Here is a 17963-nt window from a genome sequence, read left to right as displayed (position 1 = left end):
CCTTTCCAAGCGCTTAACCAATCGGTTGTTCCACAACGCGCAACAAAGTGTGGAATACGCAACAGCATGGCTAACGGCTGAGCGCAAGTCAAGAGTCTTCGCGGTACCTCGATGGAGTGCCGCGGCGACACCGTTCACCGTCCACACACACGCCGCCCGCCTCCCGCGCGGGGCGGAAAACGGGCGGCGGTGGTGCAGGTCGTACCGGCGCCGTGTCCGGTGTGGACCACGGTGCCGAAAGGCGGGTCGCCGAAGACGACGAGTGGTCGACGACGGCTTACCGGAAGACCACGGTGCGGTTGCCGTTGAGCAGGACCCGACGCTCGACGATCGCCTGCAGGGCGTGCGACAGCGCCAGGCATTCGACCTCACGGCCGATCGCGGTGAGTTGCGCCGCCGTGCGGGTGTGGTCCACCCGTACGACCTCCTGCTCGATGATCGGGCCCTCGTCGAGGTCCGGCGTCACGAAGTGCGCCGTGGCCCCGATGAGCTTCACTCCCCGCTCGTGCGCCTGGTGGTACGGGCGCGCGCCGGCGAAGCCCGGCAGGAAGGAGTGGTGGATGTTGACCGCCCGCCCGGCCAGAGCGGTACACGCCTGCGGCGACAGGATCTGCATGTACCGGGCCAGGACGACGAGGTCGATCTGCTGCTCCTCGACGATTTCGAGCAGCCGCGCCTCCTGCTGGCGCTTCGTCTCGGGCGTCACCGGGAGATGGTGGAACGGCAGCTTGTGGGAGGCCGCGAGATCGGCGAAGTCCGGGTGGTTGGAGACGATGCCGGTCACCTCGGCGTGCAACGCCCCCGTGCTCCACCGGTAGAGCAGGTCGTTGAGGCAGTGCCCCAGGCGCGAGACCATCAGCAGCAGGCGGGGGCGGTCGTCGGCGGCGTGCAGCCCCCACTCCATGTCCGATCGGGACGCGATCCCGGCGAACCGCGACCGCAGCAGGGCGATGTCGATCTCCCCGCCGAGCCGCTGGAAGTGCACCCGCATGAAGAAGCGGCCGGACTCGCGGTCGCCGAACTGCTGGTTCTCCACGATGTCGCAGTCGTGCGCGACGAGAAATCCGGAGACCTCGTGGACGATGCCCGGGCGTTCGGCGCACGTGAGCGTCAGGATGTACTCCCGCGCGGCGCCGGAGCCCGGCCGCTCCGCGACGACGGTGGTGGCGTTCTGTGGGGACATCACGGTCACATCTGCGCGTAGAGCGGGTGCCGGTGGGTGAGCTCGGCGACGCGCCCACGCAGCTCGGCGCCGCGCGCGTCGTCGTACTCGGGCTGCAGCGCGGCGGCGATCACGTCGGCCACCTCGCGGAAGTCCTCCGCCGCGAAGCCGCGGGTGGCCAGCGCCGGCGTGCCGATGCGCAGGCCGGAGGTGACCATCGGCGGTCGCGGGTCGAACGGGACCGCGTTGCGGTTGACCGTGATGCCGACCTGGTGCAGCCGGTCCTCGGCCTGCCGGCCGTCGAGCGCGGATTGGCGCAGGTCGACGAGGACCAGGTGCACGTCCGTGCCCCCGGTGAGCACGGTGACGCCGGCGGCCGGGTCGGTGGCGACGAGCCGCTCGGCGAGGATGCGTGCACCCTCCAGGGTGCGCACCTGCCGGTCGCGGAAGTCGTCGGACGCGGCCAGCTTGAAGGCGACGGCCTTCGCGGCGATCACGTGCTCGAGCGGACCGCCCTGCTGTCCCGGGAAGACCGCCGAGTTGAGCTTCTTGGCCAGTTCGTCGGAGGCGGACAGGATGACGCCGCCGCGAGGACCACCGAGCGTCTTGTGCGTGGTCGTCGTGACGACATGGGCGTACGGCACCGGATTGGGGTGCAGGCCGGCCGCGACCAGTCCGGCGAAGTGCGCCATGTCCACCATGAGGTACGCGCCGACCTCGTCGGCGATGCGGCGGAAGTGCGCGAAGTCCAGCCGCCGGGGGTACGCCGACCAGCCGGCGATTATCAGCTTCGGCCGGTGCTCCCGCGCGAGCCGCTCGACCTCGTCCATGTCGACGAGGCAGTCGGACTCGCGGACGTGGTAGGCGACGACGTTGTACAGCTTGCCGGAGAAGTTGATGCGCATGCCGTGCGTCAGGTGCCCGCCGTGCGCGAGGTCCAGACCGAGGATCGTGTCCCCCGGCGTGAGCAGCGCCATCATCGCCGCGGCGTTGGCCTGCGCCCCGGAGTGCGGCTGCACGTTGGCGTACCCGGCGCCGAACAGCGCCTTGACCCGGTCGATGGCCAGCTGCTCGGTGACGTCGACGTACTCGCACCCGCCGTAGTAGCGGCGGCCCGGGTAGCCCTCGGCGTACTTGTTCGTCAGGACGGAGCCCTGCGCTTCCATGACCGCGCGCGGGGCGAAGTTTTCCGAGGCGATCATCTCCAGCGTCGACTGCTGGCGGCGCAGTTCCCGGTCGACGGCGAGGGCGACCTCCGGGTCGAGCTCGGCGAGGGGCAGATCCAGCAGCGTGCGGGAATCGACGTGCACCATGGGCAGACTCCTTCGCGACGGCGAAGGTTGCACCATACGATGCGCGTTGCGCGTCACACAACGGCGTCAGCCGAAGTAACCCATCCGGGCGCTGACCTCCTCCGCCACGGCGACGACCCGGGCCGCCACGCCCGGGAAGGATTCCGGCGTGAGGCGGTAGGCGGGACCGGAGACGCTCAGGGCCGCGATGACGGATCCATCGGGCCCGCGTACCGGAGCGGCGACGGCGTTGAGCCCCACCTCGTACTCTTCCGCGGTACAACCCCACCCGGCCTCCGCGATCCGGTCCAACTCCGCCTTCAGCACGGTCGCGTCGGTGATGGTCGCGTCGGTGAAGCGCTCCAGCGGATCGGCGAGGACCGCGCGGTAAAGGCTGGACGGCGCGTACGCCAGCAGCACCTTGCCGCTGGACGTGGCGTGCACCGGCGTCTGCTTCCCGACCCAGTTCTGGCTGGCTACCGACGCCGCGCCGAGCGCCTGGGTGACGTTCACGGCGCGATCGCCGTCGAGGATCGCGACGTTGACGGTCTCACCGAGCTCGCCGGCGAGCCGCTCGCACGCCGGGCGGCTCTGCCGCGTCAGATCGAGCTGCGCGGTAATCGCGCCGGCCAGCCGCACGATTCCGAAGCCGAGCCGGTAGGCGCCGCGCTCCTCCGCCTGCTCGACGAACCCGCGGTTCTCCAGAACCGCGAGGAGGCGGAACGCCGTGGATTTGTGGACCCCCAGCTCCTTGCCGATGTCGGTGACACCCGCATCCCCGCGGCGCGCCAGGATCTCCAGGATGCTCAGCGCGCGGTCGACGGACTGGACGAGCGCCGGCGCTGACTCGGTCACACCGTCAGTTGAGTTGCTCATGGCGGAACAATAAGCGAGCACTTCCGATGCCGCGCGATGGCGTCGTACGGCGCGGCCGCACGCCACCACCGGCGACCGCTTCGGCAACCAGCTCATTTCATGTCTTGACTACGCGGAAACCCACGTGCACGCTGTTGCGTATCTCACGAGCCGTTTCGCAATCCACAACGGAGGGCAGTGGTGTGATACGTCGGATCGCCGTCGTCGGCGCCTCGCTCGCCGGCGTGGCCGCCGCCCGTGCGCTCCGTCAACAGTCCTACGACGGCTCGATCATCGCCATCGGCGCGGAGCGCCACGCGCCCTACGACCGGCCCCCGCTGTCGAAGGCCTTCCTGACCGGCGCATGCACGGAGGCCGATCTCGCGCTCGCCGACCCCGACGAGGCCCTCGACGTCGAGTGGCGACTCGGCACCGCCGCGGTCCGCCTCGACGCCCGCAACCGCAGCATCACTCTCGCCGACGGTGCGGAGATCCCGGTGGACGCCGTCATCCTCGCCACCGGCGCGCGGGCCCGGCGCCTGCCAGGCACCGAAACCGTCAGCGGCGTACACACCCTGCGAACCCTAGACGACGCGGTGGCGCTTCGGCGAGATCTCGCCGCCGCCGAACGGCTGGTCGTGATCGGCGCGGGCTTCCTCGGAGCGGAGGTCGCCTCCAGTGCCCGGTCCCTCGGCCTCGACGTCACCGTCGTCGAGGCCCTGCCCACGCCGCTCGCCGCACCCCTCGGCGTCGAGATGGGATCGGTCTGCGCGGGCCTGCACGCCGACCACGGCGTCCGATTGCTGACCGGCACCGGCGTGGCCCGGCTGGTCGGATCGGAACGGGTGGAGGCGGTCGAGCTCGCCGACGGGACGCGGCTGCCGGCCGACGTCGTGGTCGTCGGCATCGGCGCCCAACCCAATGTGGAGTGGCTGGCCGACTCCGGGCTGGAGATCCACGGCGGCGTCGTCACCGACGCGGCGTGCGCGACCAACCTGCCTGCCGTCGTCGCCACCGGCGACTGCGCGGCGTCCTTCAGCCCCTACGCGGGCGGAATCGTCCGCACCGAGCACTGGACACACGCGCACGAGCAGCCCGCCACCGCCGTCACGACGCTCCTCGCCGGCGCGGCCCACCCCCGGCGGGCACACATCGCCGCCCCCTACTTCTGGTCCGACCAGTACGGCGTGCGCGTGCAGTTCGCCGGGCACCGCGCGGACGGCGACACCGTGCGGCTCGTCGAAGGCGACCCGGCCCAGCGCAGTTTTCTCGCGGTGTACGAACGCGACGGACGCCCCGTCGCCGTGCTCGGCATGAACCAGGCAAAGCTGTTCACCCGGTGGCGGCGTCAACTGCGCGCCCCCGATCCCGTCCCGGTCCACACGCCGTGACCGCAACGACCACCTCGCCCGCCCTCGGCGACGCGTCAGGAGCCCGCATGATGCAACCCGTTTGCCCGCTCAGCGCCATCCCCCGCGGCGAGTCGTTCCGCTGGGCGACGGACCCGCCGGTGGCGATCTTCCACACCGAGGACGGCCAACTGTTCGCGGTCGACGACACGTGCACCCATCAGGACGCGTCGCTGGCCGACGGCTGGCTCGAAGGGTGCGAGGTCGAGTGCCCGCTGCACGCGTCCCGGTTCGACCTGCGGACCGGGCAGGTGGACGCGCCGCCGGCGAAGAAACCGGTGCGCACCCACCGGGTCGAGGTGACCGACGGGATGGTGCGGGTCGCCCTCTCCGACGAGGCGCCGAACCTTCCCCCCGGCCCAGCCACTTTGAGCCACGAGGCGAGGCGAGCCTGACATGACGTCAGAGCAGTACGACTATGTCATCGTCGGCGGCGGATCGGCGGGCAGCGCGCTCGCCAACCGGCTCTCCGCCGACCCCTCCACCCGGGTGCTCGTGCTGGAGGCGGGACGCCGCGACTATCTGTGGGACGTCTTCATCCACATGCCGGCGGCGCTGCCGTTCCCGATCGGGAGCCGCTTCTACGACTGGAAGTACGAGTCCGAGCCGGAGCCGCACATGCGCGGGCGGCGGATCTACCACGCCCGGGGCAAGGTCCTCGGCGGGTCGAGCAGCATCAACGGGATGATCTTCCAGCGCGGCAACCCGATGGACTACGAGCGGTGGGGCGCCGATCCCGGCATGGAGACCTGGGACTACGCCCACTGCCTGCCGTACTTCAACAAGATGGAGAACTGCCTGGCGGCCGACCCCGACGATCCCTTCCGCGGCCACGGCGGCCCGCTGACGCTGGAACGCGGCCCCGCGACCAACCCGCTCTTCGGCGCGATGCTCGAAGCGACGCAGCAGGCCGGATATCCACTCACCGACGACGTCAACGGCGAACGGCAGGAGGGCTTCGCCCGGTTCGACCGCAACATCCACAAGGGACGGCGGCTCTCCGCCGCGCGGGCGTACCTGCACCCCGTGATGAAGCGACCCAACCTCGAGGTACGCACGCGCGCGTTCGTCACCCGGGTCCTGTTCGAGGGCAAGCGGGCGGTCGGCGTCGAGTACACCCGCGGACGCGGCGCGCCCCGCACCGTGCGCGCCGCCGAGGTGATCCTCTGCGGCGGCGCCATCAACTCGCCGCAACTGCTGCAGCTGTCCGGGGTCGGCAACGCCGACGAATTGCGCGCGCTCGGCATCGATCCCGTCCATCACCTCCCCGGCGTGGGCGAGAACCTCCAGGACCACCTCGAGGTCTACGTCCAGCACGCCTGCACACAGCCGGTGTCGATACAGCCGTACATGAAATGGCGGTACCGACCGTGGATCGGCGCGCAGTGGCTGTTCCTGCGCAAGGGCCCGGGCGCCACCAACCACTTCGAGGCGGGCGGCTTCGTCCGCAGCAACGACGTGGTGGAATATCCGAACCTGATGTTCCACTTCCTGCCGATCGCGGTCCGCTACGACGGGTCGTCCCCGGCCGGCGGTCATGGCTACCAGGTGCACGTCGGTCCCATGTACTCCGACGCGCGCGGATCGGTGAAAATCGTCAGCCGCGACCCGAAGGTGCACCCCGCGCTGCGCTTCAACTATCTCTCGACCGAGCAGGACCGGCGCGAATGGGTGGAGGCCATCCGGGTCTCGCGCAACATCCTCAATCAGCCGGCCCTGGACGGCTTCAACGGCGGCGAGATCTCTCCCGGGCCCTCGGTGCAGACCGACGAGGAGATTCTGGACTGGGTGGCGAAGGAGGGCGAAACAGCCCTCCACCCGTCCTGCACCGCGAAGATGGGGACGGACGAGATGTCGGTCGTCGATCCCCTGACCATGCGGGTACACGGCGTGAGCGGGCTGCGGGTGGTCGACGCCTCCGTCATGCCCTACGTCACGAACGGCAACATCTACGCCCCCGTGATGATGGTGGCCGAGAAGGCGGCCGATCTGATCCTGGGCAATACGCCGTTGCCACCGTCGCCCGTTCCGTTCTACCGTCACCGACCCGGCTCGCCGACAGTCCTTGACGCCACTTCGTCGAGAGGAGAAAGTGGTGCCTTGCATTAGCCGGGGCGACGCGGACAACGCAACGGGGAGTCGTTCGTGAAACAGTTGTTCGTCGCAGGTGAGTGGCGCGAGCCGATAGCTGGCGGCCATCGCGAGATCCGGTGCCCCGCCGATGGGAGCCTCGTCGACACCGTCGCCGAGGCGACCCGCGAAGACACGCTCGCCGCGATTGGCGCGGCCCGCGTGGCGTTCGACGAGGGGCCGTGGCCGACGACGCCGGCGCGCCAGCGCGGCGCGCTGCTGTACCGCGTCGCGGAGCTGATTGAACGCGACAAGAACGAGCTCGCCCGGGCGGAATCGCTCGACACCGGTAAGCGGCTGATGGAGAGCGAATACGACATCGACGACGTCGCCGCGTGTTTCCGGTACTACGCGGGCATCGCCGGCACCGACAGCGGACGCGTCATCGACACCGGGCGCGACGACGCGATCAGTCGGGTGGTGCATGAGCCCATCGGGGTGTGCGGGCTCATCACGCCCTGGAACTATCCGCTACTGCAGACCTCGTGGAAGGTCGCCCCGGCGCTCGCCGCGGGCGACACCTTCGTCCTCAAGCCCAGCGAGCTCACCCCCTCCACGGCGATCCTGCTGATGCGGCTCCTCGACGAGGCCGGGCTCCCCGCCGGCGTCGCCAACCTGGTCCTCGGCGCCGGCGCCGAGGTCGGTGCACCGCTCGCCGAGCACCGCGATGTCGACCTGGTCTCGTTTACCGGCGGCCTCGCGACGGGGCGCGGCGTGATGGCCGCGGCCGCCGGAACGGTGAAGCGGGTGGCGCTCGAACTGGGCGGAAAGAACCCGAACATCGTCTTCGCCGACGCCGACTTCGACACCGCCGTGGACTTCGCGCTCACGGCGGTGTTCCTCCACTCTGGACAGGTCTGCTCGGCCGGCGCCCGGCTCGTCGTCGAGGCCTCCATCCACGACGCCTTCGTCGACGCCCTCGTGGCCCGTGCCGGGCGGATCCGCCTCGGCGGCCCGTTCGATCCGCGGGCGGAGACCGGCCCGCTGATCTCCGCCGCGCACCGGGCGAAGATCGAGACGTACGTCGCCGCCGGCATCGCCGAGGGCGCGGAGCTGCGCTGCGGCGGCCGCCGCCCGGACGATCCGCACCTCGCCGACGGCTTCTTCTATCTGCCGACGGTGCTCGACGGCTGCCACCGGGACATGACCGTGGTGCGCGAGGAGTCGTTCGGCCCGGTTCTCACCGTCGAGACCTTCACCGGCGAGGACGACGCGGTACGCATCGCGAACGACACCGACTACGGCCTCGCCGGGGCGGTGTGGACCCGGGACGCCGGAAAGGCCCAGCGGGTGGCGCAGCGGCTGCGGCACGGCACGGTCTGGATCAACGACTACCACCCGTACGTGCCGCAGGCGGAGTGGGGCGGTTTCAAACAGTCCGGGATCGGCCGCGAGCTCGGCCCCAGCGGCCTGGACGAGTACCGCGAGACCAAACACATCTGGCAGAACATCGATCCCCGTCCGCAGCACTGGTTCCACGACTAGCGAGCCGCCGTCTGCGACCGCCGCCTGAGAGAAGAGGTTCGGCTGTGTTCATCCGTACCCACTACCGCCGCCGTCCCGGCGATGCCCTCTCCATCACCGCGCCGCGCGGCGGAGCGGCGGCATGAGCACGGAGGCCGCCGCACCGCCGCGGCAGGAGGCCGGCGGCGGTCCCTCCCCGGTCATCTCCGTCAGGGATCTGTGGAAGGTGTTCGGACCCAACGCCGCGCAGGTGCCACGGTCTGCGGAGCTGGCCGCTCTGTCGCGGCGGGAGCTGATGGACCGCACGCGGTGCACCGCGGCGGTCCGTGACGTCGCGTTCGACGTGGCGCCCGGTGAGGTGTTCGTGGTGATGGGGTTGTCGGGCTCGGGCAAGTCCACGCTGGTGCGGTGCCTGACCCGGCTGGTGGAGCCGACCGCGGGCGAGGTGGTGTTCGAGGGCGAGGACATCCTGCACGCCGACAAGAAGCGGCTGCGCGAACTACGCCGGCGGAAGTTCTCGATGGTCTTCCAGCACTTCGGCCTCCTTCCGTACCGCCGCGTCGTGGATAACGTCGCCTACGGGCTGGAAATCCGGGGCACCGCTCGCGCCGAGCGCGCCCGTCGGGCGATGGAGGTGATCGAGCTCGTCGGCCTCGGCGGCTATGAGAACTCCTATCCCGACCAGCTCTCCGGCGGCATGCAGCAGCGGGTGGGGCTGGCCAGGGCGCTGGCCGGCGACCCGGACGTGCTCTTCTTCGACGAGCCCTTCTCCGCGCTGGACCCGCTGATCCGCCGCGACATGCAGAACGAGGTCATCCGGCTGCACCGCGAGGTCGGCAAGACGATGGTCTTCATCACCCACGACCTGTCCGAGGCGCTGAAGCTGGGCGACCGGATCCTGATCATGCGGGACGGCCGCATGGTGCAGACCGGCACCGGCGACGAACTTGTCGGGGCGCCCGCGGACGACTACGTCCGCGACTTCGTTCGGGACGTGCCCCGCTCGCATGTCCTCACGCTGCGGTGGATCATGCGCCCACCGCGTCCGGACGACCCCCTCGACGGCCCGGAGCTGGGTCCCGATGTGATCGTGCGCGATGCCACGCGATCCGTGCTCGCCGCCGAGCGGCCGGTGAAGGTCGTCAAGGACGGGCAGCTGCTGGGGATCGTCGGCGACGAGGAGATCCTCGCCGTCGTGGCCGGCGCGGAGGCCGGGGCCTGATGACCGCGACGACCACCCCCGCCGCCGCCGTGTCGTCGCGGCCCGGCCTGCGGCGGCGTCTCAACCGGCCGCTCGCGGTGGGCGGTGTCCTCGCGATCTGGCTGGTCGTCTGGGTGTTGCTGCGCGGGCGCGACACGCTGGACCTCTCCGCCGCCTCCCTGACCCCGCTGCACCGCTGGCTCAACGACGTCAACGACACGGTGGGCGCGAACCGCAACAGCAACCCGCTGTTCCTCTACGTCTTCAACGAGATCCGCGCGGTCATCGACACCCTGGTCGTCTTCATCCAGGGGCTCATCGCGCAGCCGTCGTACGGGCGCCCCCTGCCTGTGCTGGGGTGGCTGGGCGTCGTCGCGATCGTCGCGTACGCCGGCTGGGCGTTCGGCAACTGGCGGGTGGCCCTGCTCGCGGCGGGTGGCTTCGTGCTGTTCGGCCTGCAGGGACTGTGGCAGGAGAGCATGGACACGCTCGCGCTGACGCTCTCCGCGGTCTTCGTCTCGCTGCTCTTCGGCATTCCCCTGGGTATCTGGGCCGGGTTGTCGGACCGGTTCCACCGGGTGATCACGCCATTTCTGGACTTCATGCAGACGATGCCCACCTTCGTCTACCTCGCGCCGCTCACCCTGCTGTTCATGATCGGGCCGGCGGCCGCGACGATCGCGACCCTGATCTACGCCATGCCGCCGGCGATCCGCATCACCGCCCACGGCATCCGATCGGTGCCCCACCCGCCGCTGGAGGCCACCGACTCGCTCGGGGCGACCCGCCTGCAGGCGCTGACGAAGGTGCTGCTGCCGCTCTCCAAGCGCACGATCGTGCTGGGCGTCAATCAGACGATCATGGCGGCGCTCTCGATGGTGACCATCGCGGCCCTCATCGACGCCCCGGGCCTGGGCAAGACGGTCATCAAGGCGCTGCAGACCCTCGACGTCGGCACCGCGTTCAACGCGGGGCTGGCGATTGTGGTCATGGCCATCGTTCTGGACCGCGTCACCACGGCGGCCAGCGCGCGCGTGCAGGAACGCCCGGACGACGGGCGCGGCCGCGGTCAGCGCCTGCGCCGACCACTGACGGTCGCGTTCGGTGTCGTGGCACTGGTCTGCTCCTACCTGTCCTACACCTACCTCTGGGCGGCCGAGTTCCCGGGCGGCTTCGAGGTCGGCAGCTACCTGTCGCAGGCCGCGACCTCCGTGACCACGTGGGCGCAGGACGACCTGTCCGGTGTCACCGGCGCGTTCAAGGACGTGACCACCGTCGCGCTGCTCAACCCGTTCCAGGCGCTGCTGGCCGACTCGCCCTGGTGGCTGGTGGGCGCGGTCGCCGTGACGCTCGCGGCGCTGCTCGGCAACGTCCGCGCCGCGCTCACCGCCGCGGTGTGCGTGGCGTTGCTCGTCGCCACCGGGCTCTGGCAGGACAGCATGGTCACCCTGGCGATGACGATCGTCGCGACGCTGCTGGTGATGGCGCTGGGCATCGTGGTCGGGGTGTGGATGGGGCGCAGCAGCCGGGCGGACCGCGTGATCCGCCCGGTCCTCGACGCCGGGCAGACGATGCCGGCCTTCGTCTACCTGATCCCGTTCCTTGCCCTCTTCTCGGCGAGCCGGTTCACCGCGATCTTCGCCGGGGTGGTGTACGCCGCGCCGGTCGCGATCAAGATCGTCGCCGACGGGGTGCGTGGCGTGCCCGCGACGACGGTGGAGGCCGCGACCGCGGCGGGCTCGAGCAGCTGGCAGATGATCACGAAGGTGCAGTTGCCCATGGCGCGGCAGTCGTTGACGCTGGCGGCGAACCAGGGCCTGATCTACGTACTGTCCATGGTGGTCGTCGGCGGTCTCGTCGGGGCCGGCGCCCTCGGCTACGACGTGGTCGCCGGGTTCTCGCAGGGACAGCTGTACGGCAAGGGTCTCGCCGCGGGCGCCGCGATCGTCCTGCTCGGGATCATGCTCGACCGGATCGCGCGCGCCGCGGCGGACCGCTCGGGGAGCGGCCCGGCGTCCACGCACACGTAACTCGCACCAGCGCTCCACGGCCAGGGGTCCGGAGCGGCGCAGACCAAAGATCGACCGACGACCGACATCTCCGGAGGACGAAGCATGAGACGTGACACCAGTTGGAAGATGCGCCTCGCCGCTGTCTCGCTCACCACCGTGACGGCGCTCGCGCTCACGGGGTGCGGCGGGGCGAAGGTGGGCGACTCGACGGCTTCCGGCTCCGGCTCCGGGAGCTGCGGCACGTTCAACGTGGCCATCAACCCGTGGGTCGGCTACGAAGCCAACGCCGCCGTCATCGCGTACGTCGCCGAGACGGAGCTCAAGTGCAAGGTGACGAAGAAGGACCTCAAGGAAGAGATCGCGTGGCAGGGGTTCGGCACCGGTGAAGTGGACGCGATCGTCGAGAACTGGGGCCACGACGACCTGAAGAAGAAGTACATCGAGGACCAGAAGACCGCGGTGAGCGCCGGCTCGACCAGCGTTGAGGGCGTCATCGGCTGGTATGTACCGCCGTGGATGGCGGCGCAGTACCCGGACATCACCGACTCGAAGAACCTGAACAAGTACGCCTCCCTGTTCAAGACGTCGGAGTCCGGTGGCAAGGGTCAACTGCTCGACGGCGACCCCTCCTTCGTCACGAACGACGAGGCGCTGGTGAAGAATCTCGGCCTGAACTACAAGGTGGTGTATGCCGGCAGCGAGCCGGCGTTGATCCAGGCATTCCGTCAGGCCGAGGCGAAGAAGACGCCCCTCATCGGCTACTTCTACGACCCGCAGTGGTTCCTGTCCGAGGTCAAGCTGGTCAAGGTGAACCTGCCCGCGTACACGGCGGGGTGTGACGCCGACGCGGAGAAGGTTGCCTGCGACTACCCGAAGTACGACCTGGACAAGATCGTGAGCAAGAAGTTCGCCGACGCGAACGGCCCGGCGTACCAGTTGGTCAAGAACTTCACGTGGAGCAACGCCGACCAGAACCTGGTGGCCAAGTACATCGCCCAGGACAAGATGTCCCCGGAGGCGGCGGCGAAGAAGTGGGTCGAGGCCAACCAGGACAAGGTGAAGGCCTGGCTGCCCAAGAGCTGAGCGCGAACGACTGAGCCGACGACCGCCGTGGCGGGTGCGACCTGCGCTGACAGGGACACCCGGCGCGGCGGCTCGCCGTGCGCGCCGCCCGGCCGGATCACGGGTCGCGCCGGGTGATCAACTCTTGACATCCGTAAGCCCCCGGAGCACGCTGGTTGCGGATAGCGGGAGCTGTTGCGGATACCGAGACGCGCCGATCCCGATGCCCAGATGCGTCCGCGTCGGAGCCGACGTCGCGACGACGCATCCGCCCCATCCGAGACCGATCGAGGGCCCCCGATGACACAGCGGACACCCGGCGCCGACCTGCCCGACCATCCGGATTGGCTCTGGCGCACGCCCGAACCCAAGCGCAGCTACGACGTCGTGATCGTGGGCGGCGGCGGTCACGGCCTAGCGACCGCCTACTACCTCGCCAAGAACCACGGCATCACCAACGTCGCGGTGCTCGAACGGGGCTGGCTCGCCGGCGGCAACATGGCGCGTAACACGACCATCATCAGGTCCAACTACCTGTGGGACGAAAGCGCCGGCATCTACGAGCACGCCCTCAAGCTGTGGGAAGGGCTCGAGGACGAGCTCGATTATCCGATCCTGTTCAGCCAGCGCGGCGTCCTCAACCTCGCGCACAGCCTTCAGGATGTCCGGGAAAGCGTCCGCCGGGTGCACGCGAACCGGCTCAACGGCGTCGACGCCGAATGGCTCGACCCGCAGCAGGTCCAGGAGGTGTGCCCGATCGTCAACATCTCCCCCGACGTGCGCTACCCGGTGCTCGGCGCCACCTACCAGCCCAGGGCGGGCATCGCCAAGCACGACTACGTCGCCTGGGCCTTCGCGCGCGCCGCGGACGCCCTCGGCGTGGACCTCATCCAGCACTGCGAGGTGACCGGTCTGGAGGTGACCGACGGCCGGGTCACCGGGGTGCGGACCACGCGCGGAGACATCGCGGCGGGCAAGGTCGCCATGTGCGCGGCCGGGCACTCCTCCGTCGTTGCCGGGATGGCCGGGATCGAGCTGCCCGTCCAGAGCCACCCGCTGCAGGCGCTCGTCTCCGAACTGCTCGAGCCTGTGCACCCGACCGTCGTCATGTCCAACGCCGTACACGTCTACGTGAGCCAGGCGCACAAGGGCGAGCTCGTGATGGGCGCCGGCATCGACAGCTACAACGGCTACGGCCAGCGCGGCGCGTTCCACATCATCGAGCGGCAGATGTCCGCGGCGCTCGAACTGTTCCCCGTGTTCGCCCGCGCGCACGTGCTACGGACCTGGGGCGGGATCGTCGACGTCACCCCCGACGCCTCCCCCATCGTCGGGCTGACCCCGGTGGACCAGCTCTACCTCAACTGCGGCTGGGGCACCGGCGGGTTCAAGGCCACTCCGGGGGTCGGGTGGTGCTACGCGCACACCATCGCCCACGACGACCCGCACCCGCTCAATGCCCCCTTCAGCCTGGATCGCTTCACCACCGGCGCGCTCGTCGACGAGCACGGCGCGGCCGCGGTCGCTCACTGAGCACCGAGACAAGGAGCCCGCGACGATGATGCTCATCCCCTGCCCCTGGTGCGGCCCACGCGAGGAGGCCGAGTTCCACTACGGCGGCCAGGCCCACGTGGCCTACCCGGCCGACCCCGGCGCGCTCTCCGACTCCGAATGGGCCCGCTACCTGTTCTTCCGCGACAACCCGAAGGGCCCGTTCGCGGAGCGGTGGAACCACGCCGTCAGCTGCCGACGGTGGTTCAACGTCGTTCGTGACACGGTGACGAATGAGATTCTCGCGGTCTACGCCGCGGGCGAGCCGAGGCCGGTGCAGGCATGATCCAGGAATTCCGGGCTGTCCAGGGTGGACGGATCGACCGCGGCGAGACGCTACGCTTCCGCTTCGACGGCCACGACTACGAGGGGTACCGCGGGGACACGCTCGCCTCGGCCCTACTGGCCAACGGAGTACACCGCACGTCGACCAGCATCCGGCTCGGCCGGCCGCGCGGCATCCTGGCGGCTGGCGTCGAGGAGCCGAACGCGCTGGTACAGATCGATGCTCCGTACTCCGAACCGATGCTCCCGGCGACGACGGTGGAGCTGTTCGACGGGCTTGTCGCGCGGGGCCTGAACGGCCGGGGGCGCCTGGCCACGGAGCCCGATCCGGCCCGCTACGACGCCGTGCACACGCACTGCGACATCCTCGTCATCGGCGCCGGACCGGCCGGTCTGGCCGCCGCGGCGGTGGCCGCGTTCTCGGGTGCCCGGGTGGTGGTCATCGACGACCAGTCCGAGCCCGGCGGCAGCCTGCTGGGCACGACGGAGACGCTCGACGGCGCCCCCGCGCTGGGCTGGGTGGCGTCCGTCGCCGCCGAACTGCACGCCAACCCCGACGTGCGGGTGCTCGCCCGGACGACCGCCTTCGGCTACTACGACGACAACTACGTCATCGCGGTGGAGCGGCGCGCCAACCACCTCGGCCCGGCGGCGCCCGGCCACCTCTCCCGCGAGCGGATCTGGCGCATCCGGGCGCGCCGCGTCGTGCTCGCCACCGGCGCCCACGAGCGGTCCGTGGCGTTCACCGACAACGACCGGCCCGGTGTGATGCTCGCCGGCGCCGCCCGCACCTATCTCAACCGCTACGGCGTCCTGCCGGGGCGACGCGCGGTGTTCCTCACGACCAACGACAGCGCGTACGGCGCGGCGCTCGACCTTGCCGACGCGGGCGTCGCGATCGCGGCGATCGCCGACCTCCGCCCGCAGGTTTCTCCACTGTGGGTCGACCACTGCGCCCGTCGCGGTATCGACGTGCTCGCCGCGCACGCCGTCTCGGCGGTGGCCGGCGAGGAGCGCGTCTCGGGGGTGACGCTGCGCGGCCCGCGCGATGGGGCGTTCGACGGCGCGGGGCGCGAGTTCGACGCGGACCTGCTGCTCGTCTCCGGCGGATGGAATCCGGTGGGCGCCCTGTACAGCCAGGCCGGCGGCCGGCTCCGCTACGACGAGGAGCTCGGTTCGTTCCGGCCCGACGGCTGCCGCCAGGCGGTGGAGGTCGCCGGCGCCGCCGGGGGCGCGTACACCCTGGCGGGCTGCCTCGCGGACGGGGCCGCGGCCGGGCGGCGGGCGGTCGAGGCAGCCGGATTCTCCGCGCCCACCGGCCCGCCACTGCCGGCGGCCGGCGAACAACCGGCCTCACCGGCCGGACACATCTGGCTGCTCCCCGGTGACACCGCGACGCAGTTCGTGGACCTCCAACGCGACGTGACCGTCGCGGACATCCAGCGCGCCACCGCCGCCGGAATGCGTTCCGTGGAGCACGTCAAGCGCTACACCACCGCCGGGACCGCACACGACCAGGGCAAGACCTCGGGCGTTCTCACCAGTGGGGTTGTCGCGGAGCTACTCGGCGTGGACGTCGGCGAACTCGGCACCACCACGTTCCGGCCGCCGTACGCTCCGGTCAGCTTCGCCGCCCTCGCGGGGCGCGACCGGGGCGTGCTGCACGACCCGGTCCGCGTCACCGCCCTGCACTCGTGGCACGAGGCGAACGGGGCGCTCTTCGAGAACGTCGGTCAGTGGCAGCGGCCCTGGTACTACCCGCGCGGCGGCGAGGACATGCACGCGGCGGTCCTGCGTGAGTGCCGGGCCGCCCGCGAGGGCGTGGCCATGATGGACGCCTCCACGCTCGGCAAGATCGACGTTCAGGGACCGGACGCGGCCGTGCTGCTGGACCGGCTGTACACCAACATGATGAGCACCCTGAAGGTCGGCTCCATCCGGTACGGCGTGATGTGCCGCCCGGACGGGATGGTCTTCGACGACGGCACGGTCATCCGGCTCGCCGACGACCGTTTCCTGGTCACCACGACGACCGGCAACGCCGCCGCCGTCCTGGACTGGATGGAGGAATGGCTGCAGACCGAATGGCCGGACCTGCGGGTGCACTGCACGTCGGTCACCGAGCAGTGGGCGACCGTCGCGCTGGTCGGGCCCCGCTCCCGCGATGTGCTCGCGACGCTGGCACCCGATCTCGCCGTCGACGCCGCGAGCTTCCCGTTCATGACCTGGCGCGACGCTGAGCTCACCAGTATTTCGACGCTCACCAGTATTTCGACGCCGGCCAGTGTTCCGACGCTCGCCGGGATCGCCGCCCGGGTGTGCCGGATCAGCTTCTCCGGCGAGCTGGCCTATGAGCTGAACGTGAGCTGGTGGGACGCGCTCACGCTCTGGGAGTCGCTACTGGACGCGGGCGCATCGTTCGGGATCACTCCGTACGGGACGGAGACGATGCACGTGCTCCGCGCCGAGAAGGGGTACCCGATCATCGGGCAGGACACCGACGGCACGGTCACGCCGCAGGATCTCGGCATGGACTGGGTGGTGTCGAAGAAGAAGGCCGATTTCATCGGCAAGCGCTCCTTCGCCCGCGCCGACACGAGCCGGCCCGACCGCAAGCACCTGGTCGGACTCCTTCCCGACGATGGCCGGACGCTGCTGCCCGAGGGCGCCCACCTGGTGGAGTGCGAGACGCTGCCGCAGCCGCCGGTGCCGACCCTCGGCCACGTGACCTCCAGCTACCACAGCGTGGCGCTGGGGCGCCCGTTCGCGCTCGCGCTTATCAGCGGCGGCCGGGATCGGATCGGGCAGCGCGTCTACGCACCGCTCGGGGACGACCTCCTGCCGGTGACGGTCACGCATTCCGTTCTGTACGACCCGGAGGGAGCACGGCGAGATGGCTGAGCACGTGACGCGACGCAGTCCGTTGGGCCACAGCGGCGACCGTCTCGCCGAGGTCGCCCACGCGACCGGCGGAGCGGTCTCGCTCTCCGAGGTCCCGTTCCTGGCGCAGATCAACCTTCGGCTCGATTCCAAGGGCCCGGCCGCGGACGCGGTCGCCGCCGAACTCGGCATGCCGCTGCCGACCGGGGCGGAAGCGAGCGCCAGTTCGGGACCGCTGACGGCTCTCTGGCTCGGCCCCGACGAGTGGCTGGTTCTCGGCCCGGCCGGCACCGAAGGCGCGCTGGAGTCGCGGCTGCGGTCCGCGGTCGGCGACGAGCACGCCTCCGTGGTCGACGTCTCCGCACAGCGCACGACCCTGCGCGTCGCCGGCCCGCGGACCCGGGACCTGCTCGCTCTCGGCTGCGCGCTCGATCTGCATCCGCGCTCGTTCGGCACGGGCAACTGCGCGCAGACGACGCTCGCGAAAGCACAGGTCGTACTGGTCGGGCGCGAGCCGGACGACGGCGAGGGGTCGGCGTTCTGGATACTTGTGCGGGCGTCCTTCGCGACGTATCTGGTGGAGTGGCTGATCGACGCGAGCGTGGAATTCTCCACCGCCGGATGAGTCTTCCCGCTCGACCGGCGGTGACATCCGCCGGT

The 17963-nt window shown here is 70.5% G+C and carries 14 protein-coding genes; 11 read left to right on the top strand and 3 right to left on the bottom strand.

Going from position 1 to position 17963, the window contains the following annotated elements:
- Positions 1 to 277: 277 nt before the first annotated feature.
- The 3 genes from purU to AB0J06_RS11300 form a co-directional block, all read right to left on the bottom strand.
- A complete protein-coding gene (gene purU, locus AB0J06_RS11310) occupies positions 278 to 1183 on the bottom strand; it encodes a formyltetrahydrofolate deformylase (protein ID WP_357427214.1) in 906 nt (301 codons plus the stop codon).
- A 5-nt stretch (positions 1184 to 1188) separates the two neighbouring features.
- A complete protein-coding gene (glyA, locus tag AB0J06_RS11305; protein WP_357427212.1) occupies positions 1189 to 2475 on the bottom strand; it encodes a serine hydroxymethyltransferase in 1287 nt (428 codons plus the stop codon).
- A 66-nt stretch (positions 2476 to 2541) separates the two neighbouring features.
- The gene (locus AB0J06_RS11300; protein ID WP_357427210.1) at positions 2542 to 3330 is read right to left on the bottom strand and encodes an IclR family transcriptional regulator; all 789 of its coding nucleotides are present in this window, start codon (positions 3328 to 3330) and stop codon (positions 2542 to 2544) included.
- Between the two features lie 182 nt (positions 3331 to 3512).
- Between AB0J06_RS11300 and AB0J06_RS11295 the strand changes: the two genes are divergently transcribed.
- From AB0J06_RS11295 to AB0J06_RS11245, 11 genes are all read left to right on the top strand, one after another.
- The gene (locus AB0J06_RS11295) at positions 3513 to 4700 is read left to right on the top strand and encodes an FAD-dependent oxidoreductase (RefSeq protein ID WP_357427208.1); all 1188 of its coding nucleotides are present in this window, start codon (positions 3513 to 3515) and stop codon (positions 4698 to 4700) included.
- Between the two features lie 47 nt (positions 4701 to 4747).
- Positions 4748 to 5113, top strand: coding sequence for a bifunctional 3-phenylpropionate/cinnamic acid dioxygenase ferredoxin subunit (locus AB0J06_RS11290; protein ID WP_357427206.1), 366 nt, complete (start codon positions 4748 to 4750; stop codon positions 5111 to 5113).
- A gap of 1 nt (position 5114) precedes the next feature.
- Positions 5115 to 6827: a choline dehydrogenase gene (betA, locus tag AB0J06_RS11285; protein WP_357427203.1), complete on the top strand. Its 1713-nt coding sequence runs from the start codon at positions 5115 to 5117 to the stop codon at positions 6825 to 6827.
- 36 nt (positions 6828 to 6863) lie between these two features.
- A complete protein-coding gene (locus AB0J06_RS11280; protein ID WP_357427201.1) occupies positions 6864 to 8333 on the top strand; it encodes an aldehyde dehydrogenase family protein in 1470 nt (489 codons plus the stop codon).
- A gap of 121 nt (positions 8334 to 8454) precedes the next feature.
- Positions 8455 to 9534: a betaine/proline/choline family ABC transporter ATP-binding protein gene (locus AB0J06_RS11275; RefSeq protein ID WP_357427199.1), complete on the top strand. Its 1080-nt coding sequence runs from the start codon at positions 8455 to 8457 to the stop codon at positions 9532 to 9534.
- Positions 9534 to 11543 carry an ABC transporter permease subunit gene (locus AB0J06_RS11270; RefSeq protein ID WP_357427197.1) on the top strand — a complete coding sequence of 670 codons (2010 nt, stop codon included), beginning with the start codon at positions 9534 to 9536 and terminating at the stop codon, positions 11541 to 11543. The genes AB0J06_RS11275 and AB0J06_RS11270 overlap by 1 nt, the downstream gene beginning before the upstream one ends.
- 84 nt (positions 11544 to 11627) lie before the next feature.
- A complete protein-coding gene (locus AB0J06_RS11265) occupies positions 11628 to 12608 on the top strand; it encodes an ABC transporter substrate-binding protein (protein ID WP_357427195.1) in 981 nt (326 codons plus the stop codon).
- A gap of 279 nt (positions 12609 to 12887) precedes the next feature.
- The gene (locus tag AB0J06_RS11260) at positions 12888 to 14120 is read left to right on the top strand and encodes a sarcosine oxidase subunit beta family protein (RefSeq protein WP_357427193.1); all 1233 of its coding nucleotides are present in this window, start codon (positions 12888 to 12890) and stop codon (positions 14118 to 14120) included.
- A 25-nt stretch (positions 14121 to 14145) separates the two neighbouring features.
- Complete coding sequence (locus tag AB0J06_RS11255) at positions 14146 to 14424, top strand: sarcosine oxidase subunit delta (protein ID WP_357427191.1); 279 nt, start codon at positions 14146 to 14148, stop codon at positions 14422 to 14424.
- On the top strand, positions 14421 to 17324 hold the full coding sequence (locus AB0J06_RS11250; RefSeq protein WP_357427189.1) for a 2Fe-2S iron-sulfur cluster-binding protein: 2904 nt from the start codon (positions 14421 to 14423) through the stop codon (positions 17322 to 17324). The genes AB0J06_RS11255 and AB0J06_RS11250 overlap by 4 nt, the downstream gene beginning before the upstream one ends.
- The gene (locus AB0J06_RS11245) at positions 17317 to 17928 is read left to right on the top strand and encodes a sarcosine oxidase subunit gamma family protein (protein WP_357427187.1); all 612 of its coding nucleotides are present in this window, start codon (positions 17317 to 17319) and stop codon (positions 17926 to 17928) included. Before AB0J06_RS11250 ends, AB0J06_RS11245 begins: the two co-directional genes overlap by 8 nt.
- Positions 17929 to 17963: the final 35 nt, after the last annotated feature.

It is taken from the genome of Micromonospora sp. NPDC049679 (genome assembly GCF_040659735.1).
Lineage (GTDB): Bacteria > Actinomycetota > Actinomycetes > Mycobacteriales > Micromonosporaceae > Micromonospora_I.
Note: the sequence above shows the minus strand (reverse complement) of the source record. Positions and strands in the feature narration are given on the sequence as shown.

What these genes read in the sequence shown, in the direction of transcription:
- AB0J06_RS11290 (WP_357427206.1), top strand. Translation starts at nt 4,748, where the DNA reads ATGATGCAACCCGTTTGCCCGCTCAGCGCCATCCCCCGCGGCGAGTCG.
- AB0J06_RS11255 (WP_357427191.1), top strand. Translation starts at nt 14,146, where the DNA reads ATGATGCTCATCCCCTGCCCCTGGTGCGGCCCACGCGAGGAGGCCGAG.
- AB0J06_RS11275 (WP_357427199.1), top strand. Translation starts at nt 8,455, where the DNA reads ATGAGCACGGAGGCCGCCGCACCGCCGCGGCAGGAGGCCGGCGGCGGT.
- AB0J06_RS11300 (WP_357427210.1), bottom strand. Translation starts at nt 3,330, where the DNA reads ATGAGCAACTCAACTGACGGTGTGACCGAGTCAGCGCCGGCGCTCGTC.
- glyA (WP_357427212.1), bottom strand. Translation starts at nt 2,475, where the DNA reads ATGGTGCACGTCGATTCCCGCACGCTGCTGGATCTGCCCCTCGCCGAG.
- purU (WP_357427214.1), bottom strand. Translation starts at nt 1,183, where the DNA reads ATGTCCCCACAGAACGCCACCACCGTCGTCGCGGAGCGGCCGGGCTCC.
- AB0J06_RS11270 (WP_357427197.1), top strand. Translation starts at nt 9,534, where the DNA reads ATGACCGCGACGACCACCCCCGCCGCCGCCGTGTCGTCGCGGCCCGGC.
- betA (WP_357427203.1), top strand. Translation starts at nt 5,115, where the DNA reads ATGACGTCAGAGCAGTACGACTATGTCATCGTCGGCGGCGGATCGGCG.
- AB0J06_RS11260 (WP_357427193.1), top strand. Translation starts at nt 12,888, where the DNA reads ATGACACAGCGGACACCCGGCGCCGACCTGCCCGACCATCCGGATTGG.
- AB0J06_RS11265 (WP_357427195.1), top strand. Translation starts at nt 11,628, where the DNA reads ATGAGACGTGACACCAGTTGGAAGATGCGCCTCGCCGCTGTCTCGCTC.
- AB0J06_RS11245 (WP_357427187.1), top strand. Translation starts at nt 17,317, where the DNA reads ATGGCTGAGCACGTGACGCGACGCAGTCCGTTGGGCCACAGCGGCGAC.
- AB0J06_RS11250 (WP_357427189.1), top strand. Translation starts at nt 14,421, where the DNA reads ATGATCCAGGAATTCCGGGCTGTCCAGGGTGGACGGATCGACCGCGGC.